This is a genomic window from Ottowia massiliensis, from assembly GCF_900240305.1.
Lineage (GTDB): Bacteria > Pseudomonadota > Gammaproteobacteria > Burkholderiales > Burkholderiaceae_C > Ottowia > Ottowia massiliensis.
In genome coordinates, this window is record NZ_LT964854.1 from 2,585,803 (window position 1) to 2,608,319 (window position 22,517).

The 22,517-nt window shown below is 60.9% G+C and carries 18 protein-coding genes and 1 pseudogene; 6 read left to right on the top strand and 13 right to left on the bottom strand.

What is annotated here, in order from left to right; translation table 11 throughout:
• Positions 1–251: 251 nt before the first annotated feature.
• From C1720_RS11545 to C1720_RS14465, 5 genes are all read right to left on the bottom strand, one after another.
• Positions 252–1,985 (bottom strand): hypothetical protein, encoded by a 1,734-nt coding sequence (locus tag C1720_RS11545; RefSeq protein WP_146007013.1) that lies wholly within the window; start codon positions 1,983–1,985, stop codon positions 252–254.
• Between the two features lie 255 nt (positions 1,986–2,240).
• Entirely contained in the window at positions 2,241–3,221 is a 981-nt protein-coding gene (locus tag C1720_RS11550) for a porin (protein WP_102284305.1), read from the bottom strand.
• 1,232 nt (positions 3,222–4,453) lie between these two features.
• The gene (locus C1720_RS11560) at positions 4,454–4,813 is read right to left on the bottom strand and encodes a hypothetical protein (RefSeq protein ID WP_102284307.1); all 360 of its coding nucleotides are present in this window, start codon (positions 4,811–4,813) and stop codon (positions 4,454–4,456) included.
• Positions 4,814–5,022: 209 nt separating this feature from the next.
• A complete protein-coding gene (locus C1720_RS11565; RefSeq protein ID WP_158241722.1) occupies positions 5,023–5,880 on the bottom strand; it encodes a porin in 858 nt (285 codons plus the stop codon).
• Positions 5,873–6,010: a porin gene (locus tag C1720_RS14465; RefSeq protein WP_102284309.1), complete on the bottom strand. Its 138-nt coding sequence runs from the start codon at positions 6,008–6,010 to the stop codon at positions 5,873–5,875. The genes C1720_RS11565 and C1720_RS14465 overlap by 8 nt, the downstream gene beginning before the upstream one ends.
• Positions 6,011–6,262: 252 nt before the next feature.
• Between C1720_RS14465 and C1720_RS11575 the strand changes: the two genes are divergently transcribed.
• A complete protein-coding gene (locus C1720_RS11575; RefSeq protein WP_199171002.1) occupies positions 6,263–6,535 on the top strand; it encodes a helix-turn-helix domain-containing transcriptional regulator in 273 nt (90 codons plus the stop codon).
• A gap of 70 nt (positions 6,536–6,605) precedes the next feature.
• On the opposite strand, the gene C1720_RS11580 is transcribed toward C1720_RS11575, so the two are convergent.
• From C1720_RS11580 to C1720_RS11590, 3 genes are all read right to left on the bottom strand, one after another.
• A complete protein-coding gene (locus tag C1720_RS11580) occupies positions 6,606–7,112 on the bottom strand; it encodes a peptidylprolyl isomerase (protein ID WP_050716277.1) in 507 nt (168 codons plus the stop codon).
• 22 nt (positions 7,113–7,134) lie between these two features.
• Positions 7,135–7,824 carry a peptidylprolyl isomerase gene (locus C1720_RS11585; RefSeq protein ID WP_233199958.1) on the bottom strand — a complete coding sequence of 230 codons (690 nt, stop codon included), beginning with the start codon at positions 7,822–7,824 and terminating at the stop codon, positions 7,135–7,137.
• A 64-nt stretch (positions 7,825–7,888) separates the two neighbouring features.
• Positions 7,889–8,458, bottom strand: coding sequence for a tetratricopeptide repeat protein (locus C1720_RS11590; protein ID WP_158241723.1), 570 nt, complete (start codon positions 8,456–8,458; stop codon positions 7,889–7,891).
• A gap of 179 nt (positions 8,459–8,637) precedes the next feature.
• On the opposite strand from C1720_RS11590, the gene cysS reads away from it, so the two are divergent.
• The 5 genes from cysS to C1720_RS11615 all read left to right on the top strand — a co-directional run bounded on the left by cysS (position 8,638) and on the right by C1720_RS11615 (position 15,386).
• Complete coding sequence (gene cysS, locus C1720_RS11595) at positions 8,638–10,032, top strand: cysteine--tRNA ligase (protein WP_102284311.1); 1,395 nt, start codon at positions 8,638–8,640, stop codon at positions 10,030–10,032.
• Positions 10,033–10,291: 259 nt separating this feature from the next.
• Positions 10,292–10,942, top strand: coding sequence for a DNA-3-methyladenine glycosylase family protein (locus C1720_RS11600; protein ID WP_102284658.1), 651 nt, complete (start codon positions 10,292–10,294; stop codon positions 10,940–10,942).
• Between the two features lie 428 nt (positions 10,943–11,370).
• Positions 11,371–12,537, top strand: a complete 1,167-nt coding sequence (locus C1720_RS11605) for a hypothetical protein (RefSeq protein ID WP_199171003.1) — start codon at positions 11,371–11,373, stop codon at positions 12,535–12,537.
• A 92-nt stretch (positions 12,538–12,629) separates the two neighbouring features.
• Positions 12,630–14,132, top strand: a complete 1,503-nt coding sequence (locus tag C1720_RS11610) for a hypothetical protein (RefSeq protein ID WP_102284312.1) — start codon at positions 12,630–12,632, stop codon at positions 14,130–14,132.
• 222 nt (positions 14,133–14,354) lie between these two features.
• Positions 14,355–15,386 (top strand): threonine aldolase family protein, encoded by a 1,032-nt coding sequence (locus C1720_RS11615; RefSeq protein WP_102284659.1) that lies wholly within the window; start codon positions 14,355–14,357, stop codon positions 15,384–15,386.
• Positions 15,387–15,455: 69 nt separating this feature from the next.
• Here the strand turns inward: C1720_RS11615 and C1720_RS11620 are convergent, their stop codons facing one another.
• The 5 genes and pseudogenes from C1720_RS11620 to C1720_RS11640 all read right to left on the bottom strand — a co-directional run bounded on the left by C1720_RS11620 (position 15,456) and on the right by C1720_RS11640 (position 22,509).
• Positions 15,456–15,995, bottom strand: a complete 540-nt coding sequence (locus tag C1720_RS11620; protein ID WP_102284313.1) for a HEAT repeat domain-containing protein — start codon at positions 15,993–15,995, stop codon at positions 15,456–15,458.
• 244 nt (positions 15,996–16,239) lie between these two features.
• A complete protein-coding gene (gene dnaE / locus C1720_RS11625; protein ID WP_102284314.1) occupies positions 16,240–19,803 on the bottom strand; it encodes a DNA polymerase III subunit alpha in 3,564 nt (1,187 codons plus the stop codon).
• Positions 19,804–20,414: 611 nt separating this feature from the next.
• Positions 20,415–21,371, bottom strand: a complete 957-nt coding sequence (era, locus tag C1720_RS11630) for a GTPase Era (RefSeq protein ID WP_102284660.1) — start codon at positions 21,369–21,371, stop codon at positions 20,415–20,417.
• Between the two features lie 94 nt (positions 21,372–21,465).
• A pseudogene (gene rnc / locus C1720_RS11635) lies at positions 21,466–22,134 on the bottom strand (ribonuclease III); the annotation flags it as partial.
• Positions 22,135–22,146: 12 nt separating this feature from the next.
• Positions 22,147–22,509, bottom strand: a complete 363-nt coding sequence (locus tag C1720_RS11640; protein ID WP_050716629.1) for a DUF4845 domain-containing protein — start codon at positions 22,507–22,509, stop codon at positions 22,147–22,149.
• Between the last annotated feature and the right edge of the window lie 8 nt (positions 22,510–22,517).

Here is a 22,517-nt window from a genome sequence, read left to right on the forward strand (position 1 = left end):
TCGCGCTATGAATAGGGGAGCAACCCCGCCCAACGCCGCCCGCCCGCAGGCGCGAAAAGCGGCCCCGCTGACCTGCGGCGTCGCGCAACGTCGCACTGGCCGGTCAGCCAGCCGGTCAGCCAGACCGTCTGCGGCTTGCACTTCGCTCAGGTTCATTCACTCTTTCGCCCCTCATGGACGAACTCTGAACAGGTTCCAAAAAATGGGCGGGGCTGAAGAAAAGCGCCTTGGCTTTGCGCCCTGCGCTGCGCTCACTCGCCAATGGGCACGGGGGAACGCAGGGCGAGCAAGGCCCACTGCCCCTCCAGCAGGCGGCGCAGGCGGCGCGGCTCGGGCAGGGTGATGAGTTCGGCGCGCTCCGGGGCGCTTTCGGCGGCGCTTGCCGGGGTGTTTGCAAGGCGGGCCGTTCCGGTTGTGTTTTCGGCTGCGTTGTCAGCGGCCAGCAGGCGCGGCGTGCCGCGCTCAGGGCGCGGCGCTTGCAGGCTCCAGCCGCTTTCATCGCTTTGCTGGCGCAGCTTCCATTGCCGCCATTGCCTGTCGGCAGGCAGGGCTTGCGTCCAGCGGGCGGGCAGCTCCAGGGCCTGGCCCTGCGCGCCCATTTGCATCTGGCTTGCTCCATCTTCCACGGCTACGGCTGCGCGTTCGGGCACGAGCACGTGGCCTGCCAAGGTCAGCGGCGCATCAGCCGCCGGGGCCAGCAGCAGCACGCGATGGCCGTGGGCCAGCTCACGCAGGGCGGCCATTTGGCCGTGCGCGAGCAGCCACAGGGCGATGGCCTGGTATTTCCGCGCAGCGGGGCTTTGCTCCTGCGCGGCTTCGTGGCCTTGCTGGCCCTGCTGCTCCAGCCAGTCCAGGTCTTCATCTTCCGGCTCCGGCTGGCCTTGCGGGCCGCCCATGTTGCGCGAGACGGCTTCCACCTTGTCGAGCGTGCCGCGCGCGCGGCCCTTGGGCACATTGCGCAGGCTCACGCGTTTGTGAATGCCTGTTTTTTCTTGCGAGGCTTGCTGCCCGGCCACTTGCTGGGCCTGCGCGGCTTCGCGGCCTTTGGCTTGCGTGGCCGAGCCTGCCTGTGTGGCCGCTTGGGCGGCGGCCTTGGCCTTGCCTTCTTGCGCGGCCTGCCTGGCCTGGGCGCTTTGCACGCTGGACGCTTGCGTGGCGGTTTGCGCCGCGCTTTGGCGCGTGGCGCTGGTTTGCGTGGCCGCCTGCGCGGCGGTTTGCTGTGTGGCTGCGCCCATGCGGGCGGCCACATTGGCGTTTTTGGCTTGCAGGCCCGCCGTGAGGGCTGCTATGGCGCTTTGGCGCGTGGCGTTGAGCAAGGCCATGTCTGCCGCGCTGGCCTGGCCCTTGCCCGCCAGCAGGGCCAGCGCCAGCGCTTGCGCCAGCAGCTGGCGCTGCGCCTGCTGCACGGCCAAAGGCTGGGCCATGCCTGCGGCGGCCATCAGCAAAGCGCCCATGCGGGCCGCTTGCTGCTGGTGCGCGGCCAGCGTACGGGTGATGGCCGCCAAGGCGGCGGGCGTGAGGCGCTGGGCCTGAAGGGCGGCTTGCGTGGCCGTTTGGGGCGTGGGCGTTTGCCCGGCAGGAGCGCGCGCTTCCTGCTGGCGCACGCTGGCCGCTTGTGTGCTGGCAGCCTGCGCTTCGGCCCGCGTGGCGGCTTGGGTTGTTGCCGCTTGCGTGGCAGTCTGCTGGGCCTGAACGGCGGGTTGCGCCTCGGGGCGCGGCTGGGGCTGAGGGGGCTGGGGTTGAACCTGCGGGCGATACGGCGGCTCGCTATCGCGCTTGGGTTCAAAGCTGGGGATGAAAGTGGGCAGCGCCGCGAAGGCGGGCAGGCCCATGTTCAGCAGGGAGGTGGAGAGGGCGCTTAAAGAGGAGGCGTAGGGCGCGCCGCCCGATTGGCCTGCGGCAAAGCTGCTGTGGTTTACGAAGGAACTGCCAACATTACCACCATTGGAAGAAAAGCCGTTTCCCCCTTCGCCAAGGTCAGTCAAATTACCATTTTGGCCACCTAAATGGCTGTCATGCGTAACCTCATTAAAGTTTTCTCTGCCAAATTGAGTTATTGCATTATCAGAAGTAGATCCGCCCGAAAGCGGATTAGAAGCACGACCAGAGTCACCTGCCGGACCTTCATTGGTAACATTATTTACATCGTGTCTTATATCTCGCGAAGAAGTAGTTGTCGTAGTTGCTTGAGTTACAATCCTTCCAAGAACCATTGGCTACTCCTCCGCTACATTTCAGAATCAGAAGCGATGCTGAATACCTACACCATAATTATTTCCACCTTCAAGGCGCAAATAATCCGCATAAATAAAGGTACGCTTAGAAAGCGCATACTTCGCAGCAAACGTGCCCTCCGTATATTTTTTGAGCTTATAAGTCACATTCTGCAGCGCATATTCACTCTTATGCTGGCGTTGCAACTCAAGTGCCAATGTTATATTATCAAAATCCACAGAACCGCCAACACTATACCCTGCCATACGAGTTTTAGAACCAGCAGGAAGAGCTGGAAATATTTGGTCGCGCGTATCGTAGTAACCAACAGAAAGAGCAAACATGCCAAAATTGTACTTGGCACCTAACGCATAATTTGCTTTACTGTCTTTAGTTTTATTGTACGCAGCAGCAGCAACTAGTGGACCATTGTCGTACATCAGATTAAGGTCATATTTCGCTTTATTATTATTGTCGGCTTTGGTTATAAAGGCAACTTCAGCGCTAAAGCCACCAAACACAGGAGTTTTGTAGCTAAATTGACTACTAGAGCGCGATGCCTGTCCAACAGAAGCATAACGTTCAATCGAGGAGGAATAATTCACATCGCCAAAAATATTCCAGGCAACTATAGCACTATGACTTGGAGTAACAGATTGCCCCATTTTGAATCGCCCAAAACCACCTTCCAACCACAAGTTGGCCGCCCGGGCATAATTTGTTTTAAGAAGCTGGTGATTTGGTTGAATTACCGCGCCATCTTCAAGATTGACATACTGCTCCAATTTGAAGCCCGCCTTAAGACCGCCCCCTAAATCTTCAATCCCTCGAAAACCAATGTAGCTGGTAGTGTGATTAACTATACGGCCACTAATCATCCCGATTTTTTGACCCGCTTCTTTCCCAATCCCCACGTCCGCCACGCCATAAAGCGTGACCGAAGACTGGGCGAGTGCAGCGCCGGAAACAAGCGTCAAAGCGGCCAAAGCCAGCAGATTCTTTTTCATTTGAATTGCCTTTCAAATCAGGGAAAATAGTGAAAACAAGACCCTTCACAGGGCGCGAAAACGGTGTGAATTAAATCACAGTCCTGGCCGCCCGCCAATAGGCCAAGCCCCCGTAAAAACACGATGTTGCAATTTGCCCGCGCCTGTCCGCGCCTGCGCGGGCCTCTTTTCCCCTGCGGCGCCGGGGCAGGCGCGCAGGGCGCGGCAGGTGTTGCGCTTTTTCAACTGCGCCCATCCGCTCCGCCGTTTCCTTCGCCGTTTCTTCAGCCGCAGCAAGTCACGGAATGCCCCGCCTTGCGCCAAGCAAGCCGCAGCCTGTCCGGCCAGAGCGGCCCGCTGCCCGTCCAGCAGGCGGCGCAGGCGGCGCGGCTCGGGCAGGGTGATGAGTTCGGCGCGCTCCGGGGCGCTTTCGGCGGCGCTTGCCGGGGTGTTTGCAAGGCGGGCCGTTCCGGTTGTGTTTTCGGCTGCGTTGTCAGCGGCCAGCAGGCGCGGCGTGCCGCGCTCAGGGCGCGGCGCTTGCAGGCTCCAGCCGCTTTCATCGCTTTGCTGGCGCAGCTTCCATTGCCGCCATTGCCTGTCGGCAGGCAGGGCTTGCGTCCAGCGGGCGGGCAGCTCCAGGGCCTGGCCCTGCGCGCCCATTTGCATCTGGCTTGCTCCATCTTCCACGGCTACGGCTGCGCGTTCGGGCACGAGCACGTGGCCTGCCAAGGTCAGCGGCGCATCAGCCGCCGGGGCCAGCAGCAGCACGCGATGGCCGTGGGCCAGCTCACGCAGGGCGGCCATTTGGCCGTGCGCGAGCAGCCACAGGGCGATGGCCTGGTATTTCCGCGCAGCGGGGCTTTGCTCCTGCGCGGCTTCGTGGCCTTGCTGGCCCTGCTGCTCCAGCCAGTCCAGGTCTTCATCTTCCGGCTCCGGCTGGCCTTGCGGGCCGCCCATGTTGCGCGAGACGGCTTCCACCTTGTCGAGCGTGCCGCGCGCGCGGCCCTTGGGCACATTGCGCAGGCTCACGCGTTTGTGAATGCCTGTTTTTTCTTGCGAGGCTTGCTGCCCNTTCCGCGCAGCGGGGCTTTGCTCCTGCGCGGCTTCGTGGCCTTGCTGGCCCTGCTGCTCCAGCCAGTCCAGGTCTTCATCTTCCGGCTCCGGCTGGCCTGGCGGGCCGCCCATGTTGCGCGAGACGGCTTCCACCTTGTCGAGCGTGCCGCGCGCGCGGCCCTTGGGCACATTGCGCAGGCTCACGCGTTTGTGAATGCCTGTTTTTTCTTGCGAGGCTTGCTGCCCAGCCACTTGCTGGGCCATGCGCCCATGCGGACCGCTGGCGGCAGTTGCGCGGCCAGCGTGCGGGTGATGGCCAGGGCGGCAGGCGTGCGGCGCTGGGCCTGAAGGGGCGGCTTGCATGGCCGATGGAGGTGTGTGGGTCTGCCCCGCAGCGTGCGCCGCTGGCAGGGCGCGCGCTGGCCGCTGGTGTGCTGGCCGCTGGCGCTTCGGCCTGCATGCGGCTTGGGCGCTGCCGCTTGCGGGGCGGCCTGCTGGGCCTGAACGGCGGGGTGCGGCTGGGGTTGAAGCTGGGTTTGAACCGGCGGGCAATACGGCAAGCGACAGGGCGGCGCGCCATCGCGCCTGGGTTCAAAGCCGGGGGATGAAAACAGGCAGCGCCGCGAAGGCGGGCAGGCCCATGTTCAGCGGGGAAATGAACAAGACGTTTGAAAAGGCGGCAGGGCGCGAAGAAGCAGCTTGCAGAATGGCCTGACTTGCAAGCCTTCCGGTAAAAACCATCCGCCACTCCTTCGCCACGCTTTGAAAATCAGAAGCGGTGTTGAATGCCTACGCCATAATTATTTTTATTCATCATTCTCAGATAATCAGCATAAATAAAAGTACGCTTTGATAGCGCATATTTAGCTTCCACTACACCTTCAGTATATTTTTTATATTTCTGAAGCACATTCTGCTGACGAATCTCACTCTTATGCTGCCGTTGCAATTCAACCGCCAGCGTAATATTATCAAATTTAACAGAACCACCGACACTAAAACCAGCCAGTTTCATTTCTGCGCCTGTCGCAAACGATTGTCCCACTAAATTGCGAATGCCATAGTATCCGGCAGACAGTGCAAACATACCAAAATCATATTTGGCACCTAACGCATAATTTGCTTTTGCATCTTGAATTTTATTATAAGCAACACCTGCTATGATCGGGCCGTTTTCATAAACCACATTCAGGTCATATTTGGCCTTATTGCCATTGTCGCCTTTTGCGACAAAAGCGACTTCGGCACTAAACCCAGCAAACACTGGTGTTTTATAGCTAAATTGACTGCTGGAACGCGCCCAACGCCCTACAGCGGAATATCGATTTAAAGATGGGGAATAAACTGCATCTCCCACAATACTCCATGCCAACATAGCATTATAGCTAGGCGTTTCAGAGCGCCCCATCTTGAATTGACCGAAACCACCCTCCAGCCACAAATTGGCAGCACGGCCATAGGTTTCATTTTCATTGCCTAAAAACCCATTTGGAGAAGCCGTTGCGCCATTTTTCATATTAACGTATTGTTCCAGCCTGAAGCCAGCTTTCAGACCACCACCCAAATCTTCAATACCACGAAAACCAATATAGCTAGTTGCATTATTTACTGCATTACCACTAATCATGCCCACCTTTTTTCCCGGCTTCTTTCCCAATCCCCACATCCGCCACGCCATAAAGCGTGACCGAAGATTGGGCGAGTGCAGCGCCGGAAACAAGCGTCAAAGCGGCCAGAGCCAGCAGATTCTTTTTCATTTGAATTGCCTTTCAAGTCAAGAATGATGAAAAACCCTTTGCAGGGCGCGAAAGAGTGTGCATTAAATCACAGCTGCAACCATCTGCCAATAGGTCATTCCCGCAAAAACACGAATGTTGCAATTTGCCCGCAGCCGCGCGCCCTTCTTGGCCGCCGCCCTGCTTCAGGCAAGCACCCGGCGTGCGAATATTGGAAAAACTGACAGCGAAACAGGAGAAGGCGTGATGAAAGATTAGGCGCATGACGATGCGATGGCAGAAATCTTCCGCAAAGACCCAGCCTATGCGGTAGAGCTGCTGAACAGCATTCTTGAAGACGGCGATCAAGGCGAGCTGCTGATCGCACTTCGCCAAATGGCGAAGGCGTTTGGCGGCATGTCAAAGGCGCAGGGCAGCGGAGCGCGTATTGACTGCGCGCTGTCCGCAAAGGGCCATCCAGAAATTCACAGCCTGCTGGCGATTCTCAAGACGATGGGCCTGCGCCTTGCGGTACAGCCCATTCAGCATCCGGCAAGGCGCGCATAAAACGGATGGGCATAAAAAAGCCGGCTTCGCAGCCGGCTTTTTTGCGTGGAGCGGCGGGCAGGAGCCTGCTTCAGAGCGCCACGGCTTTTTCAATGACCACATCGGCGCGGGGCACGTTTTCGTGAAAGCCTTTGCTGCCGGTGGGTACGGCCTTGATGGCGTCTACCACGTTTTGGCCGGAGATGACTTTGCCAAAGACGGCGTAGCCCCAGCCTTGCGGCGTGGGGGCGGTGTGGTTGAGAAAACCGTTGTCGGCCACGTTGATGAAGAACTGCGCAGTGGCCGAGTGCGGGTCGCCCGTGCGGGCCATGGCGATGGTGTAGGCGTTGTTTTTCAGGCCGTTGGCCGCTTCGTTCTGGATGGGGGCGGCGGTGGGCTTTTGTTTCATGCCAGGCTCGAAGCCGCCGCCCTGGATCATGAAGCCGTCTATCACGCGGTGGAAGATGGTGTTGTCGTAATGGCCTTTTTTCACGTATTCGAGAAAGTTGGCGACGGTTTGCGGCGCGCTGGCGGCGTCCAGCTCGAGGGTGATGACGCCGTGGTCTTTGATGTGCAGTTCGACTTTGGGGTTGCTCATGGGGTTTCTCCTTGGGGTTGCTTTACATCACGCGGGCTGATTCGATGACGATTTGCTTTTGCGGCACGTCCGTGGGGAAGGGGCCGCCTGCGCCGGTGGGGGCGTTGTGGATTTTTTCGACGGTGTCCATGCCTTCGATGACTTTGCCGAAGACGGTGTAGCCGAACAGGTTGAGGTTGTGCGTGAGCTGCTGGCGCGGGATGTTGGTGTAGGTTTTGCCGTGGATGGTGATTTCCTTGACAGGATCGCCTTCAGGAATGACGACGGGGTCCAGCCGCGTGTTGTCGGCGGTGTTGATGAAGAACTGCGCGGTGGCCGAGTGCGGGTCGCCCGTGCGGGCCATGGCCACCATGCCGACGGTGTTGTGCAGGCCCTTGGCGGCGGATTCGCGCCCTTCGTGCTTGACGGAGGGGCGGGTGGGTTTTTGCCGGTAGTCCTTGTCAAAGCCGCCGCCTTGCACCATGAAGCCTTTGATGACGCGGTGAAAGACGGTGCCGTCGTAGAACTTGTCGTTCACGTATTGCAGAAAGTTTTCAACGGTTTTGGGGGCTTTGTCGGGGTATAGCTCGATGACGAAGCTGCCTTCGCTGGTGACGAATTGCACGCGCGGGGCGGCATCGGCCGCGTGGGCGGGCAGCGCGAGCGCGGCAGCCAGCGTGGCGGCGCCGGCCAGGCTGGCCAGGCGGCGGCGGGTCAGGCGCATGAAGCTCATGGGTCTCTCCTTGTGAAATGAAAAAAGGGGCGGGGAAAAAGCGAAAAAAAGCCGCGTCGCCGCTTCAGCGCAGCAGTTTGCCGATGGCGGCGGCCTTGTCCGTCAGGCGCTGGCGTGCTTCGCCTGCCGATTCGGGGCGGGCGGCGGCTTGTTCGTAGGCGCTGGCGGCCAGGCGCAGGTAAACGTCGCCCAGGTTTTCGCGCGCGGTGGCGTAGCCGGGGTCCAGGCGCAGGGCGGTTTCCAGCGCTTCACGGGCTTTTTCCAGATGGCCGTTGGCGGCGTGGAGCACGGCCAGGTTGTTGTATGGCTCGGCCAGCTCGGGGTAGTCGCGCGTGAGCTGCACCAGCGCGGCTTCGGCTTCGTCAGTGCGGCCGCTTTGCGCCAGCAGGTTGCTCTGAATGAAGCGCATCTGCACATCTTGCGGTTCGCGCTCCAGGTATTCGCGCGCTTTGGCCAGGGCTTCATCGGTGCGGCCTTGCTGCGCCAGGCGGGTGATCTGGGCGGGCAGCGGCTCGGCCTGGGCCGCTTGCCGGGCATGGGCTGCGCCACCTGCCAGCGCAGCCAGCGCCATCAGGGCAATGGCCGCGCGGTGCGGGCGATGGAAAAAGCGCGGGGGGAAAGAGAGTGAAGGCATCAGGCGCATGAAAAGACAAAAGGCTACGAGAGGCAGCCTTCTAAAATTCGCGGCATTTTATTCAGCGCCCTTGCAGCGCCTGCTCCCCCGGGCGGCCTCACGGGCGGCCCTCTGAGCGGCCTTCGCGGCCTGCGGCCCCCGCGCCCGCCACAAAAGCCCACTTCTCCCACGCCCTTGCCATGACCTTGCGCATTTACGACACGCTGACCCGCGCGTTGCAGGACTTTTCCCCCATCGAACCCGGCCACGTGCGCATGTATGTGTGCGGCATGACGGTTTATGACCTGTGCCACATCGGCCACGCGCGCTCGGTGGTGGCGTTTGACGTGGTGCGGCGCTGGCTTCAGGCCAGCGGCTACCGCGTGACTTTCGTGCGCAACATCACGGATATTGACGACAAGATCATCCGCCGCGCCACGGAAAGGGGCGAGCGCATCGGCCAGCTCACCGCCCGCATGATTGGCGAGATGCACCGCGACTTTGCCGCGCTGGGCGCACTGGCGCCCACGCACGAGCCGCGCGCCACGGATTACGTGCCGCAAATGCTCTCGCTCATTGGCCAGCTGCAAGACAAGGGGCTGGCCTATCCGGCAGGCGATGGCGACGTGGGCGGCGACATGAATTACGCCGTGCGCAAGTTTCCCGGCTACGGCAAGCTCTCGGGCAAGTCGCTGGACGAATTGCAGGCCGGCAGCCGCGTGGATGTGGACGCGGGCAAGCACGATCCGCTGGACTTCGTGCTGTGGAAGGCCGCCAAGCCCGCCGAACCCGAAGACGCCCAATGGCCCAGCCCCTACGGCCCGGGCCGCCCCGGCTGGCACATCGAGTGCTCGGCCATGAGCTGCGCGCTGCTGGGCGAGAGTTTTGACATTCACGGCGGCGGCGCCGACCTGCAATTTCCCCACCACGAAAACGAAATCGCCCAAAGCGAAGGCGCGCACGACAAGCCCATGGCGCGGCTGTGGATGCACAACGGCTTTGTCAATGTGGACAACGAGAAGATGTCCAAGTCGCTGGGCAACTTTTTCACCATCCGCGACGTGCTGGAGCAGTTCGACGCCGAGACCCTGCGCTTTTTCATCGTCCGCACCCACTACCGCAGCCCGCTCAATTACAGCGACGCGCACCTGCAAGACGCGCGCGGCGCCTTGAAGCGCCTTTACACCACCTTGCAGGCCGTGCCGCCCGCTTCCATGGCGCCGCAAGCCATTGACTGGGCGCACCCGCAAGCGGCGCGCTTCAAGGCCGCGATGGATGAGGACTTCGGCACGCCCGAGGCCGTGGCCGCCCTGTTTGACCTGGCCAGCGAAGCCAACCGCAGCCGCAGCGCGCAAGACGCGGGCCTGCTCAAGGCCCTGGGCGGCCTGCTGGGCCTGCTGCAAGGCGATCCGCAAGCCTTTTTGCAAGCGGGCAGCGCGCTGGATGAAGCGGCCATTCAGGCGCGCATCGAGGCCCGCGCCGCCGCCAAGAAGGCCAAGAACTTTGCCGAGGCCGACCGCATCCGCGCCGAACTGCTGGCCGCCGGCATCGCGCTCAAGGACGGCCCGCAAGGCACCACCTGGGAAGCGGCCTGAGAGGCTGTTCCGAAAACCGGCGCGAAGCTTGGCCCCAGCTGGCTGGCAAGTCTCTTCGATCATCAAAAGAAGTAGCAAATTCAGGCCCCATAAAACCCCCTTCAGCGCAGATTCCCGTAGGAGGTCATGCTATCGAATACAGAGCGAAATGGCAGCGTCTTTCCGCCCTTTGCCCGCCTTTTGCCCGCCCTGCCCTGCCCGCCACGCCAGCGCCGCGCGCCTGGCCGCCATCTCCCTTTTCCGCCTCTTGTTTTCGCCCATGCCAGACGCCGCCCCTGACAGCACCGCCATCGCCACCCCGCCCTGGTGGCGCGAAGCCTGCGCGCACCTGAGCAAAAAAGACCGCGTCATGCGCCGCCTCATTCCGCAGTACGGCGACGCCTGCCTGGAATCGCGCGGCAACGCCTTCGTCACGCTGGCGCGCTCCATCGTCGGCCAGCAAATCTCGGTGAAAGCCGCGCAGTCGGTGTGGGACCGCTTCGCCGCGCTGCTGGCCGCCTTCACCCCGCAAGGCGTGCTGCAACTGGGCGCGCACGAGATGCGCGCCGCCGGCCTGTCGGCCCGCAAGGTGGAATACCTGCGCGATCTGGCCCGCCACTTTGACGATGGCCGCATCGCCCCCGCCCAGTGGCGCGCCATGACCGACGAAGCCATCATCAGCGAGCTGGTCGCCATTCGCGGCATTGGCCGCTGGACGGCGGAGATGTTTCTCATCTTCCACATGATGCGCTCCGACGTGCTGCCGCTGGACGACGTGGGCCTGATCAAGGGCGTCAGCCGCAATTACTTCGGCGGCGAACCCGTCAGCCGCCTGGACATCCGCGAACTCGCCCAGGCCTGGCAGCCCTGGCGCAGCGTGGCCACTTGGTACATCTGGCGCTCGCTGGACCCGCTGCCCGTGGTGTATTGACCTTGCCGCCAGCCCAAGGCGGCAGGCGCCCTGCCCTCCCGCCAGCTCTTGCCTTGCCTCTTGCCGCTCCTGAAGCCGCGCCCTGCCGCTCGTTTCGCAAGGCCAGCCCGTTGGTCCCTGCACGGCCGGCCGGTCGGCAGCGATACAGTGAGCGTAAGATAAATAGAAACGCCTAGGAGGCCTTGCGCCCGTGATGAGCATAGAGGAGGCGCTGCGCCCGGCGCCGAATTTATCTCGGTTTAACGCGGACGAAGATGACAAGAATTTTTGACGCTTTCATTGCAAAATGCGGCAAAAATGGGTTGGCGGATTAAATTCAAATGCAATGCTTAAGGATGTCTGAATTTGACCGCGACTTAATTGAATTTGCCCGCAAACGTTAAAATTGCCTATCAGGATCGAGCCGAAATTTATTCGAAAGGAAATTTATGGCAGGTTTCGCAAACAAGGCCAAATCCAAAGTTTTTGCCGCATGCGTTTGCATCGTTTTTGCCGCATGCGTTTATATCGGGTTTGGCGGGCCAAGCTCAAGTGCGAGCGAGCTGGAGGGCAGATGGGAGCTGGTTTCGCTAAAAGCGCAGGGGCAGAACTTTCAAGTCGCGGGACAAAAGTGCTTTGGCGATTCGTTTTTTGAAATTTCGGGCGATGAAGCAACGGTCGGAATCGTGGGATCAAATCCCGACGGCTCGTGCAACCGTAGCGCAGGTAAAAGCGGCCACAAAAGCCTAGGCGGCGGAAAATACGCGCTGAGCACCAAAGGGCTGGGCGAGTTTTGGCTAAAGGGCGGCATGCTCGAATACAAGCAGGCCGTCGCCGGGCAAGAGGTTGTATTCGTCTTTAAAAAAAGCGCGGCACAGGCAGGGTCTGGCGCAAATCCGGTGCAAACCAAATCAAGCTCAAGCAATCCCGTAAAAGACCCTGGCGTAAGGCATAGCGACGCGGGAGCGGACAAAAAAGGCTCGGGAGTATTCGGCGGAACGAAATTCAATATGCTGCAAAACACGAGCGAGGATTATTCCTTTTACCTGCGCGACGACGGCACCTACGCGAGCCGTTTAGAAAAACCCGACTGGCGCACGCGCATCGACGGCACGTATAAGGTCAAGGGCGGCATACTAACGATAACCAGCAACGACGACTATGACACGAGCTACTATTGCGAAAATGACGACTGCACCTTTTTGTGGAACTCGATCGGCACGGGATATTATATGTTTCAAGCCAAAATCGCCAGCGAAATGCCAAAAGACTGTTTCTCGTTTCGAAAGGCCAGCTCATCGTCCCTGCACGACTGGTCGGGCGGCAGCGATACCGTAAGCGTAGGCGTGAGCGGGTACTATTGCTTCGATGGCAAAGGGCGCTTTAGCTCGGGCGGATCGTCATACGCTACGGCAAGCTCGGGCACGGCGGGCGGCGGCATAGGCGGAGGCAGCTCAAAATCGCGCAGCGACGAGGGTTCATACACGCTCGATCAAGGCGAACTCACACTCAAATACGACGACGGTACGACCCTGCGCCACAGCTTTTTCTACACTCCGCCGCTCGGCAAAGACAAGAAGGCCATGGCGATCATCGACGGCGAAGTTTATCGCTAGGCCCGCGGTCATGAAAGCTTTTATGACTTTGCAGACCAAATCAGAAACCGCATGATGCAGCGGTTTCGCAAAATACTCTCGAAAGGAAATCCATGATTAAATCCAAGATCTTTGCCGCATGCGTTTTTGCCGGCGTTTGCGGGCCAAATTTATACGCAAGCGAACTACAGAGTCGATGGAACATAATCTCAGCCGAATTGAACGGGCAGAGCATGCAAACGGCGGGGCAAAAATGCCTGGAGGATTCGTTTTTTGAAATCAACGGCGACGTCGCAAAATTCACGCTCAGCGATTCAAGCGGCGGCTCGTGCAAAAGCGGCAAACAAAGTTATGAATATAAAAGCCTAGGCGGCGGCAGATACGCTCTCATCGCAAACGGCGCGGATGCGGGTGAGTTTTGGATAAATGGCGATGAACTCAAGCTAAAGCAGCCCTTGGACGGAGGAAAATTTATAGTTTTCGGCTTCAAAAAAGATGCGGGCAACTCCACAGGCGTCGCAACAAATCAGGCTCAATTCAATATGAATGGCGCCAAGCCGCAAAGCGGGGGTGAGCTTGAAGGCAGATGGGACGTCGTCTCCGTTACGACGCAGGGGCAGACGTTCAAAACGGCGGGCCAAAAGTGCTTTGAAGATTCGTTTTTTCAGATTGCGGGCGGCAAAGCGACTGTTAGCATTGTGGCCGCAAATTCCGACGGCTCGTGCAAGACGGGCGCGGGAAGCAGCGGCTATCAGAGCCTTGGCAGCGGCAGATACGCGCTCGATAAAGATGCGGGCGAATTTAGATTAAAGGGCGACACGCTCGAATACAGGCAGGCGGACAATGACATCGTATTCACCTTCAAAAAACGGGCAGGCGGGGCAAGTTCAAGCGGCTCAGCGCAAGCCAGATCAAGCTCAAGCGCAAATCAAGCAGCAAATGCAAAAGACCCTGGCGTAAAACACAGCGACGCAAAAGCCACCAAAAAAGGCACGGGCGTGTTTGCGGGCAAGTGGGTCTTCATAAACACCAATACTGACATATCCTTTTATCTGCGCGACGACGGCACTTATGCGAGCCGTTTAGGAAAGCCCGACTGGCGCACGCGCATCGACGGCACGTATAAAAAAGACGGCAAAAAAATCGTACGAACCGCCAACGACGGCGAGCAAAGCACATATAGCTGCGAGAATGCGGATTGCACGTTTTTGTTGAGCGACGGCGGCGGATACCATCTCTTTAACGCTCAAATCTTGAATGAGGTGCCAAAGGGCAGCTACTCATTCACCTCCGTTGGCTCCATGTCCGTTTACAACGCCTCGGGCGATTTGGACGTCGTTGGCGGAGGCGTGAGCGGGCACTATGACTTCGACGGCAAAGGCCGCTTCAGGGACGGCAGTTGGGCCTACTCCTCCGCCGCCATGAGCAATGTGGGCGGCGGCGGAACAAGATCTAGCAGTAGCGCGGGCTCATATACGCTGGATAGCGGTGAACTCACGCTCAGATACGACGACGGACGGACGCAGCGACATAGCTTTTTTTACATTCCGCCCACTAGCGAAGGAAAAGCGGGCGGAGTGGTCGTCGACGGCGTGATATATTTTTTGGATGAATAAATTTAGCGCGCAGCCTGGCTCGGTTTTGAATTTATAAATCCCGATTCCAAATACAAGCCGCCAGCCCGTCAAAGCGATCGCTCTAAGATTGGCAATTTAAATTTTGCCTGCGCTTTTACAAGCCAGCCAAATTTATCGATCTGACGGCAAATTTTTATCGCCATGTGATATTTGGCAAGAAGGGCGATGATGGATAATCCGCCCTTTTTTGCAAGGAAACCCGTGGCGTTTTTTGGGAATGACTACCTGGCCGGATGCCATCCGGCCATCATGGAACGGCTGGCGGCTACCAATCTGGAGCAAACCGCAGGCTACGGGCTGGACCCGTATAGCGAAAGCGCGCGCGAAAAAATCCGCGCCGCCGTGCACGACGAGCGGGCCGATGTGCACTTTCTGGTGGGCGGCACGCAAACCAACGCCGCTGTCATCGCCAGCATCCTGCGGCCCTGGCAGGGCGTGATCGCCGCCGAAACCGGGCACGTGGCCACGCACGAAACCGGCGCCATTGAAGCGGGCGGCCACAAGGTGCTGACCCTGCGCAGCACAGACGGCAAGCTCACCGCGCGGCAAGTGCATGAATACGCGCGCTACTACCAAGCAAACCCGGCGCAAGAGCACCTGGTGCAGCCGGGCATGGTCTACATCTCGCACCCCAGCGAGCTGGGCACGGCGTATGCCAAGGCCGAATTGCAGGCCATCTCCCAGGCCTGCCGCGAGCACGGGCTGGCGCTGTTCGTGGATGGCGCGCGGCTGGGCTACGCGCTGCACGCGCAGGTCAGCGACATCACGCTGCCTGACCTGGCCGGGCTGTGTGACGTGTTCTACATTGGCGGCACCAAATGCGGGGCGCTGTTTGGCGAAGCCGTGGTGATTTGCAACGACGCCTTCAAGCCGCACTTTCGCGCCCTGATGAAGCAGCGCGGCGCCCTGCTCGCCAAAGGGCGGCTGCTGGGCCTTCAGTTCGACACGCTGTTCACCGGCGGCCTTTACACGCGCATTTGCCACGGCGCTCTGGCGCACGCGCGGCGCATCCGCCAGGCATTCGAGGCCAAGGGCGTGGCCTTTCACGGCGAATCGAACACGAACCAGCAATTTCCCATTCTTGAGCGCCGACAGGCGGACTATTTCGTGCGCGAATTCGGCTTTGCCGACTGGGAGGAGCTGGACGGCCGCCACGTGGTGCGCTACTGCACCAGCTGGGCCACCACGGCGCAGCAGGTGGATGAGCTGCTGCGGGCCATTGAGCGGCTTTGAGCACAAGCCGTAAATGCTCTTTCAAAGACGATTTCCAGCCAAAAACGCCTGAATATCTTGCGGACCTGATTAATCAACAGAGCTGTCATCTTCCGACCAATATCTGACGGATTTCGATCTATCGCGCCGCAGGCGTTTCAACGCCTTTTGCACAAGAGGATGGTTTTTCAATGCGCTGTTATTCAGCGCAAAGGCCGTTGATGCCCTGACTTCATCGAATGGATCCGTTGAAGCCTTGACGAGAGCTTTAATGGATTCAGGCGCGTCAATGTGCCCTAGAGCGGCTGCCGCTTCATTCCTGACATAAGGTGATGGGTCATTTTCGAGCGCATCTATCAGCAATGGCAGTCCCTGCTGCACAAAAAGCGGATTTCCACCTTTCATTTGACCAAGCAGGAACATGCTCATGCCTCGCAGCACGGGTTTCGCAGACTGACACAAGCGCTTGGCCAAGTTGAAGCCCCATGCGCCGCCATGCAGCTGAATCTTCATGGCGGCTTGACGCCTCACGCGCCAATCAGGGTCAGCCAGGAACGGCTCCAGCGTTTGCACTTCATAGAGCTGCATGGCCTGAAACAGCAGCATCTCCAGGCTTGATTCTTCTTTCATGTATCAAAGCTGATTCCGCAACCTATCACCTAGGCAACCTTTTCCTATTGGAGATAATGATTTTCATATTATAAAAGACATGAAGTAAAGCGAGAATATCCTGCGCAATTATGAGCATGTCGAGACAATATTTTTGAATCTATTTGAACTGGCTTGGTGATTCCGTGGCCTCGTCATTTGTGCATGGCGTGGCGCCTGGCGATCTGATGAATTGAAATAGCCGGTTTTTTCATTGACAGACAGCCTATTCGTACACCACAGCCGCCTGCCCTTCGCCCGCTTCGGCGCGCCAGGCTGCAAGGGCTTCGTCGGTGGGCCAGGTGCGGGCCGTTTCGGGCAGCTCGAACTGGGCGATGGCGCCGATGGGGCGGCCTTCGGCATCCTGGCCGCGCCGCTCCACGGCCAGGCGCACGCTCAGGCCGCGCTCCAGCAGGCCGTGTTCGGTTTCTTCGGTCTGCGGCGGGTATTCATGGAGCAGGCGGCGCACATTGGGCGGGGTGGGGCCGACGGCCACGCGCAGGTATTTGCCGAAACGGCAGCGGGCGGCGGGCAGAGGCCAGATTTGCGTGAGCGTGACCTGGTTGCCGCCGGAGAAGCGGTCGGGCTGCACGCGGCCCAGGGCGATGACGAGTTCGTCGTCTTTCAGGCTGGCGGCGTGCTGGCTGAGCAGGGCTTCTTCGGCGCGGGCTTCGATGGCGGCGCTTGGGTCTTCCAGCCTGAAAAGGGCGAGCTTGCCGCGCTGGCCGTTGATGACGCGCAGGCCGCTGACGATGCCGGCGATGAGCTGCGGCTCGCGGCTTTCTTGCAGGCTGGCCAGGTCGCGGCGCACGAACTGGCGCACTTCCGGCCCGGCGGCGTCGAACAGGTGGCCCGAGAGGTAAAAGCCGATGGCGGTTTTTTCTTCCAGCAGGCGCTCTTTCACGCCCCAGGGCGTGACGGCGGGCAGGGGCGGCTCTTCGCTGCTGGCGCCGGGGCCGTCGCCCAGGGCGTCGAACAGGCCGCCCTGGTGGGCGTTGGCTTCGCAGGCGGCGGCGTAGTCCCAGGCCACGTCGAGCGCGGCAATGAGCGCGGCGCGGTTTTGCTGGAGGGTGTCGAACGCGCCGGCGCGGATGAGGGCTTCGACGGTGCGTTTGTTCACGCGCGTGCGGTCGATGCGGCGGCAAAAGTCGAAGAAGCTGGCAAACGGCCCGTTTTCGCCGCCCGCAAAGCCTTCGCCCCGGCCTTCTCGGGCGGCGACGATGGCCTCGATGGCCTGCTGGCCGGTGCCCTTGATGGCGCCCAGGCCGTAGCGGATGAGTTTGTCGCTGACCGGCTCGAAGCGGTAGCCGCCCCGGTTGATGTCGGGCGGCTCAAAGGCCAGGCCCTCGCGCAGCGCGTCTTCATGCAGCGCCCGCAGCTTGTCGGTGTTGTCCATTTCCACCGTCATGTTGGCGCAGAAGAATTCGGCGCTGTAGTGCACTTTCAGCCAGGCGGTGTGATAGGCCAGCAGCGAGTAGGCGGCGGCGTGGCTTTTGTTGAAGCCGTAGCCGGCGAACTTTTCCATGAGGTCAAAGACTTCGTCGGCCTTGTCTTCGCTGATGCCTTTTTGGGCCGCGCCTTCGCGGAAGATGAGGCGGTGGCGGGCCATTTCTTCCGCTTTTTTCTTGCCCATGGCGCGGCGCAGCAAGTCGGCGCCGCCCAGGCTGTAGCCGCCCAGAATCTGGGCGCTTTGCATCACCTGCTCCTGATAGACCATGACACCGTAGGTTTCGCTGAGCACGCCTTCGAGCAGCGGGTGGGGGTAGATGACCGGCTCTTTGCCGTGCTTGCGGCTGATGAAGCTGGGAATCAGGTCCATCGGCCCCGGGCGGTAGAGGGCGTTCAGGGCAATCAGGTCTTCCAGCCGCGAGGGCTGGGCGTCGCGCAGCATGCCTTGCATGCCCCGGCTTTCAAACTGGAACACGGCTTCGGTGCGGCCTTGCTGGAAAAGCTGGTAGGTGGCTTTGTCGTCCAGCGGTATGTTTTCGTAGGCGAAGGCTTGCTGGCCGGGGTGGCGCTGGACGATGAGTTCGCGCGCGATTTCCAAAATGGTGAGCGTGGCCAGGCCCAGAAAGTCGAACTTGACCAGGCCGACGGCTTCCACGTCGTCTTTGTCGTACTGGCTCACGGCCGAGTCGCTGCCGGGCTGCTGGTAGAGCGGGCAAAAGTCGGTGAGCTTGCCGGGGGCGATGAGCACGCCGCCCGCGTGCATGCCGATGTTGCGCGTCAGGCCCTCGAGCTTTTGCGCCATTTCCACCAGGGTTTTCACCTCTTCGTCTTGCTCGATGCGCTCGCGCAGCAGCGGCTCGGCGGCTATGGCGTATTTCTCGCGCTCGGACTCGCTCAGGCCGGCGGGCGGGTATTGCAAGCTGACGGGCTTGCCCGGCTTGTTGGGAATGAGTTTGCTGATGCTGTCGCAAAAGCTGTAGCTCATGTCCAGCACGCGCCCCACGTCACGGATGGCGGCGCGCGCGGCCATGGTGCCGAAGGTGGCGATCTGGCTGACGGCTTCGCGCCCGTATTTGCCTTTCACGTAGTCAATCACGCGGTCGCGGTTGGCCTGGCAAAAGTCCACGTCAAAGTCGGGCATGGACACGCGCTCGGGGTTCAGAAAGCGCTCGAACAGCAGCTTGTATTGCAGCGGGTCCAGATCGGTGATCTTCAGCGCGTAGGCCACCAGCGAGCCAGCGCCGGAGCCGCGCCCCGGCCCCACGGGGCAGCCGTTGTGCTTGGCCCAGTTGATGAAGTCGCCCACGATGAGGAAGTAGCCCGGAAAGCCCATTTTCAAAATGGTGTCCAGCTCGAACTCCAGCCGCTCCAGATATTCGGGACGGCGCTTTTCGCGCTCGGCCTCGTCGGGAAAGCGCAGGCGCAGGCGCTCTTGCAGCCCGTCCAGCGAAGCCTGGCGGAAGTAGCTCTCGATGGTGTGGCCCGCAGGCACCGGAAAGTCCGGCAGGCGTGGCTGGCCCAGCGTCAGCTCCAGGCAGCAGCGGCGGGCGATTTCAGCCGTGTTGGCCAGCGCCGAAGGCACATCGGCAAACAGCGCCTGCATTTCCTCGCTGGTTTTGAAGTGCTGCTGCGGCGTGAAGCGCCGCACGCGGCTTTGGTCGCCCAGCATCTGCCCTTCGGCAATGCACACGCGCGCTTCGTGCGCCTCGAAGTCGCCCGCCGCCGCAAACTGAATGGGGTGCGTGGCCACCACCGGCAGCCGCAGCCGGGCGGCCAGGCGCACGGCGGCGCGCACGTGCGCCTCGTCATCGGCGCGGCCGGCGCGTTGCAGCTCCAGATAAAAGCGGTGCGCAAACACGCCCGCCAATTGCAGGGCCAGCTTGCCCGCGCGCGCCGCATCGCCTTGCACCAGCGCCTGCCCCACCGGCCCGGCCTGCGCGCCTGACAGCAAGATGAGGCCGCCCGACAGCTCTTGCAGCCACGGCCAGCGCGCCACCGCCTGCCCGCTGGCCGCGCCTTGTGTCCACGCGCGCGCCAGCAATTCCGACAAATTCAGATAGCCATCATGGTTTTGCGCCAGCAGCAGCACGCGCGACAGCGCGCTTTTGTCTTCGCCCAGCCCTTCCAGCGTGACTTCCGCGCCCAGGATGGGCTGCACGCCCTTGCCGCGCGCGGCCTTGTAGAGCTTGACGGCGCCGAACATGTTGTTCAGGTCCGTCACCGCCAGCGCGGGCTGGGCGCTTCGGGCCGCCAGTTTCACGGCCTCGTCAATGCGCAAGGTGCCGTCCACCACGGAAAACTCGGAATGCAGGCGAAGGTGGACAAAAGGCTGGGCAGACATGGGTAGAGAGGAAAAAAACAGGAAACAAGCGGCCCCGCGCCACGGCGGAGCGCGGCAGGCAGCCGCACGGAAACCGGAAAAGCGGGGATTGTCGCCCTTGCCATCCGCCGCCTGCGGGCAAGGGCGGGTGCCAAGCGCCCGCGCCCGGCTGGGCTTGCGGCCCGCGCTGTTGAGCGCCCGCATGTTCAGAGCATGCTCCGCATCGGTCCGGCAGGCCGCGCGCCAAATTGAGGCGGCGGGGTCAAGCGCGGCGGGCGGGCGGTGCCCCGCAGGCCCTGACCGGGAAACATCAAAAACAGGAGCTGATTTGAGGGGTAACAAATGCCGTTCTGCGCTTTCTGCACTAGGACATCATGCTATGGATAGAGGAGCGAAATAAGGCGCCAGAAAAGCAAGCGGGAGCGCTCAAGAAATCCGCATGGGCGGGGCCAAGTCTTGCCGCCTGAAGCGGCGGCCTGCGGCAGGGACGCGCATGCGGATGAAGCCGCCCTTTTTCTGCGAGCGCTTTACGCCGCGCTTGGGACGCCCACACGTCTGCAACAGGCAGATTGCGATCAGGTTGTCAGGCTGCCTGGGCCTTGCCGTGCGGCGTTTGTGGCGCTGGCGGCGCTTTATTCGTAGCCAAAGCTGCGCACGCGCGCCTCGTCATCAGCCCAGCCGGAGCGGACTTTGACCCAGAGTTCGATGAACACCTTGCAGCCCAGCAGCTTTTCCAGCTCCAGCCGCGCTTCGGTGCCGATGCGCTTGAGGCGCTGGCCGCTCTCGCCAATGATCATGGCCTTGTGACTGTCGCGTTCCACCACGATCGTGGCGGCAATGCGCACCAGCCGCCCGTATTGGCGGCTTTTTTCTTCGTCGAACTTTTCCACGACGACGGTGGAGGTGTAGGGCAGCTCGTCTCCCGTCAGGCGGAACAGCTTCTCGCGCACGATTTCACCCGCCAGGAATTTTTCGCTGCGGTCGGTCAGATCGTCCGCATCGTGCCACCAGGGCTGCTCTGGCAGGTAGGGCGCGCAGATGTCCAGCAGGCGGGCGACCTCCTGCGGGTTCTTGGCCGACATGGGCACGTATTCGGCGAAGGCATGGCGCTCCTGCATGTCGCGCAGCCAGTGCGCCACTTCGGCGCGGCGGTGCACGGCGTCAAGCTTGTTGGCCACCAGAATGACAGGCGCGCCCTTGGGCATGAGGGCGAGCACTTTGGCATCGGCCAGGCTGAATTTGCCTGCTTCCACCACGAACAGCACCAAGTCCACGCCGTCGAGAGCGCCCATTACGGTTTTATTGAGCGATTTGTTCAGCGCGGCCGTGTGGCGCGTTTGAAAGCCTGGCGTGTCCACGAACACGAATTGCGTGCCGCCGCCTTGCCCATCGGGCAGGGTGCGAATGCCTGTGATGCGGTGGCGCGTGGTCTGCGCCTTGCGGCTGGTGATGCTGATTTTTTGCCCCACCAGCGCATTGAGCAAAGTGGATTTGCCGACATTGGGACGGCCGACGATGGCGATCAGGCCGCAACGCTGCCGGGAAGGCCCGGAAGAAGCAGGCGCAGATGCGGAAGCGCTTTCAGTCATGGGTGTTTTCAGGCCCGCCAAGGGGCCGTTTGGAGCTGGAGAGAAAGCCGCGGGCAGACGGCTTGCCTGGTTTCGGCGATTTCGGCGGCGGCGGGGCCTGAAGTTTCTCAAGCATGGCGGCGGCGGCGGCCTGCTCCGCCATGCGGCGCGATCCGCCCCGGCCATGCGCTGTCAGCGCCAGCGCCTGCACATGGCAGCTCACTTCAAACGTTTGCTGATGCGCTGCGCCCGCAATGCGGGTAACGGCGTAGTCTGGCACTGGCAAATGCCTGGCCTGGAGCCATTCCTGCAAGGCCGTTTTGGCATCTTTGGCGGCCGCCTGCATCTGCGGCGTGATTTCCAACCCCGAGAACAGGCTGCGCACCAAGGCATTGGCCGTGGCGTAGCCGCCATCCAGATAAACCGCGCCGATCACGGCTTCCAGAGCGTCCGCCAGAATGGAAGGGCGCTGCTGGCCGCCCGCGCGGCGCTCGCCGCTGCCCAGACGCAGCATGTCAGGCAGACCCAATTCCACGGCCAGGCGGTGCAACGTGTCTTGCTTGACCAGATTGGCCCGCACACGCGACAAATCCCCTTCAGGCTGTCGCGCCAGCGCCTCGTACAGCCAATGCGCAACGACCAAATCCAGCACGGCATCGCCCAGGTATTCCAGGCGCTCGTTGTGATCCGCGCCAAAACTGCGATGCGTCAGGGCGCGTTGCAGCAAGGCGGGTTGCGTGAAATGGTGACCCAGGCGGGTTTGCAGGGCCTCGAAAGAGTTCATGGACTGGTGAAATCAATAGCCGGAGCTGCTTGTCGAACTTTCATATTTGATAAGAAGATAAGCGGGACCAGCCAGATGAATTTCCTTGTCATAAGCAAAGCTGACAATGGTTTTCCCGTTGCTCTGTGTGATTTGAAGGTCTTTCCCTGAAATCGTTTCAATGTAGTTCACTTCCGCAGATTTATTGAAAGCCGCGCGAATCTCGGCTGGATTGCCGCCATTGGTGGCAGCGTGTTTTACCGCTTTCTTGATGCTCATGAATTCAGTAACCGAAGGCACGACTTGCGAGCCGACAATGAATAGCAAGCCCAGCAAAACGGCCAGAATAATCAGGCTGATCAGAGTAAGCCCGCGTTGTTTACGAAGTGAAGACATGATGATTC